Genomic DNA, 3188 nt, shown 5'->3' on the forward strand with positions numbered 1-3188 from the left:
CGTTTAGGCGTTGGAACGGTGCGGCGAACGGGCCGTTCTTGCCGTTCGAAAGGAGATTTTGTGATGACCAGGGTGTTTCTCGCAGCGGGCGTCGCTGCCCTCGCGATCGCAGCCCCGGCAAGCGCGGGGCCCCACGGCGGCGGGGGTAAGGATCGCCAGGCGGCGGTCGCCAAGCAAGGCGGCGGCGGTGGCCAGCGAGCTCAAGCGCCGCGCCGCGGTGGCGGTGGCGGCCATGTCGCGCGGCCGCAGCGCCAGGCTTTCCAGGCTCCGCGCATGCAGCATGCGCAATGGGCCGAGCGCCCGCAGCGCGCCGAGCGCGTGCAACGGGCCGAGCGTCGCCCGGCGCGTGCTGAGCGCGTCCAGCGGACTCGCGTCGCCGAGCGCCATCAGGCGCGTCCGCAGCGCGTCGAACGCGCGCAGGCTCGTGCGGCCGAGCGCAAGCAGCAGGTGCAACGTCAGACGCGCGCGGCCGAGCGGCAACAGGTTCGCGCCAACCGTCAGGCGCAGAACCGCGCCGTCGAGCGGCAGCAGATCCGCAACAACCGGGCGGTCCAGGGCCGCATGGCCGAGCGCCAGCAGGTCCGCATCGACCGCCAGGCGCGCCAGCAGCAGAGGGTGGCCCAGAGCCAGCAGTTCCGCTTCGACCGGCAGGCGCGCCAGCAGCAGCAGAATGCGGACCGCCGCATCGTAACCGCGCTTCGCTCGGCCGATGCCAACGCGTTCCGCGCCAGCCGGCTCCAGCTGCTGGCCCCGCGCACGCGAATTCTCGCGCCCACCGAGGTGGTCCGCTACGTCGGTGCGCCGCTTTCGACGGTCACCAACTATGTGCCGCTGATGGCTCTGCCGGCATCGGTCAGCTACCTCTATCCGGCGACGCCGAACTATTATTACCGGTACGGCGGCGGCTACCTCTACGAGGTCGATCGCGACACCAGCCTGATCGCCGCGCTGATCCCGCTCCTCGCGGGCGGTTATCTGCCGGGCACCTACCTGCCTCAGCCCTACATGAGCAGCTACGTGCCCTCTTATTACGGACTGAACAGCTTCTACCCGGCGAGCTACGACTATGGCTACGGCTATGGGAACATCTGCAACCGCTACGCCTATGGCGTGGTCTACCAGGTGGATTGCTTCACCGGCATGGTCGAGAACGTGATCCCGACCTACGCCGGCGGCTATGGCGTCGGCCAGCTGCTGCCTTCGGCATACAGCTATTACAACGTGCCGATGCAGTATCGGAGCATGTACTATCCGACGGCGGACTATTCCTACTGGTACGCGCCCGGCGCAATCTACCAGTACGACAGGTCGTCGAGCCTGATCACTTCGGTCGCGGCGCTGATGTCGCCGGGGTTCACGATCGGGCAGCCAATGCCGATAGGCTACAGCGCGTACAACGTGCCCTACGCCTATCGCGCGACCTATTACGACACGCCGAACGCCTGGTACCGTTACAACAACGGCTACATCTACCAGGTCGACCCGTCGACGTTGCTGGTCACCGCGATCGTCGCGTCGCTGCTGACCTGACCGCACCAATGCAGGTCATGATTGTCTGAACTTTGGCCCGGCGATGGAACTCAATCCGCGCCGGGCCATTGCGTTTGCAAAACAAAAAAGGAGGCCCAGCGCATGAAGACTCATGCACTCGCACTCACTGTTGCCGCGGCGGCGATGGTTTCGCTCGGCGCCTGCAGCAAGCAGGCCGGCAACAAGGAACCCAAGACGCAGACGCCGCAGGCGGAGAAAGCCGCCGGCACGAAGACGATCGCCGCGGGTCTCGACCAGAACGGCAAGTTCATGGCCGCAGCGAAGGCCGCCGGGCTCGATCAGACGCTCGCCGGCCCGGGACCCTATACGGTCTTCGTGCCGACCGATGCGGCGATCGGGCAGGCGCCCGCGGGCACGTTCGACACCACGCCCGCCAACCGGGGCAAGCTGACCGGGATCATCACCAACATGATCCTTCCGGGCACCGTGCTGGTGGCCGACATCGACAAGGTGATCGACGCCAACAAGGGCAAGGCGCCGCTGGCGACCATGGGCGGCGGAACGCTGACGGCGACCAAGGAAGGCGGAAAGACGGTGATCACCGACTCCGCCGGCCACAAGGCGACCATCGTCAAGGGCGACGAGCAGTTCACCAACGGCGTCGTGCACGAGGTCGACGCCGTGCTGATGCCGAGCAAGCCGCCCGCGGCCAACGCTCCCGCAGTCGGGCAGAAGGCCGGGAAGTAAGTTAGCGCGCAAACCTGCACCCCCGGCGAAGGCCGGGTCCAGCCCACCAAAGAAAAGGTCTGGGCTGCTGCCTCCGCGGGAGCACTGTCGAGTTCCCACTTCCGCACGCGGAACGGCTCGCTATAACGATCCGCGACGCATGCGGATGATGGGGCTTTGAAGCGATGAAAGCGACGATTGAGCGGGCGGTCCTCCTGAAGAGCCTCGGCCACGTCCAGTCGGTCGTGGAGCGCCGCAACACCATCCCCATCCTCTCCAACGTGCTCCTGGAAGCGCGGGAGGACGGCTCGATCCGACTGATGGCCACCGACCTCGACCTGCAGGTCGACGAGACCATTCCCGCCAATGTCGCCCAGCCCGGCGCGACGACGGTTTCGGCGCACACTTTCTTCGACATCGTCCGCAAGCTGCCCGAGGGCAGCCAGGTCGAGCTCACTGCCGCCGAGGGCAAGATGCAAGTCATCGCCGGCCGCTCGCGATTCAACCTCTCGACGCTGCCCCGCGACGATTTCCCGGTGATCGCCGAGGGCGATCTTCCGACCCGCTTCGAGCTTCCGGCCGCAACTCTCCGCCAGATCATCGAGAAGACCCGCTTCGCCATCTCGAGCGAGGAGACGCGCTATTATCTGATGGGCATCTTCCTCCACGTTGTCGACGACCAGCTCCGCGCTGCGGCCACGGACGGCCATCGTCTCGCACGGGTCACCGTGGCGCGTCCGGACGGCGCCGAGGGCATGCCCGACGTCATCGTTCCGCGCAAAGCCGTCCAGGAGCTCTACCGGCTGCTCGAAGAGCTCGAAGGTACGGTGGAAATCTCGCTCTCGCCGACCAAGATTCGCTTCGGCCTCGGCAGCGCGATCCTGACCAGCAAGCTGATCGACGGCACCTTCCCCGACTACAACCGCGTCATCCCGACCGCGAACGACAAGCTTCTGAAGCTCGATCCGAAG

The 3188-nt window shown here is 66.5% G+C and carries 4 protein-coding genes; 3 read left to right on the forward strand and 1 reads right to left on the reverse strand.

The window, feature by feature from the left end:
* Positions 1 to 3 precede the first annotated feature (3 nt).
* Positions 4 to 453 carry a hypothetical protein gene (locus tag VFT73_RS10710; protein WP_326410816.1) on the reverse strand — a complete coding sequence of 150 codons (450 nt, stop codon included), beginning with the start codon at positions 451 to 453 and terminating at the stop codon, positions 4 to 6.
* Here VFT73_RS10710 and VFT73_RS10715 point away from each other — a divergent pair.
* The 3 genes from VFT73_RS10715 to dnaN form a co-directional block, all read left to right on the forward strand.
* Entirely contained in the window at positions 448 to 1530 is a 1083-nt protein-coding gene (locus VFT73_RS10715; RefSeq protein ID WP_326410818.1) for a hypothetical protein, read from the forward strand. The two genes, VFT73_RS10710 and VFT73_RS10715, sit on opposite strands and share 6 nt — an antisense overlap.
* A gap of 102 nt (positions 1531 to 1632) precedes the next feature.
* On the forward strand, positions 1633 to 2238 hold the full coding sequence (locus VFT73_RS10720; protein WP_326410820.1) for a fasciclin domain-containing protein: 606 nt from the start codon (positions 1633 to 1635) through the stop codon (positions 2236 to 2238).
* 164 nt (positions 2239 to 2402) lie between these two features.
* Positions 2403 to 3188 (forward strand): DNA polymerase III subunit beta (dnaN, locus tag VFT73_RS10725; RefSeq protein ID WP_326410822.1); only part of this gene is annotated, 786 nt, incomplete at its 3' end.

It is taken from the genome of Sphingomonas sp., assembly GCF_035758555.1.
Classification (GTDB): Bacteria; Pseudomonadota; Alphaproteobacteria; order Sphingomonadales; family Sphingomonadaceae; genus Sphingomonas_B.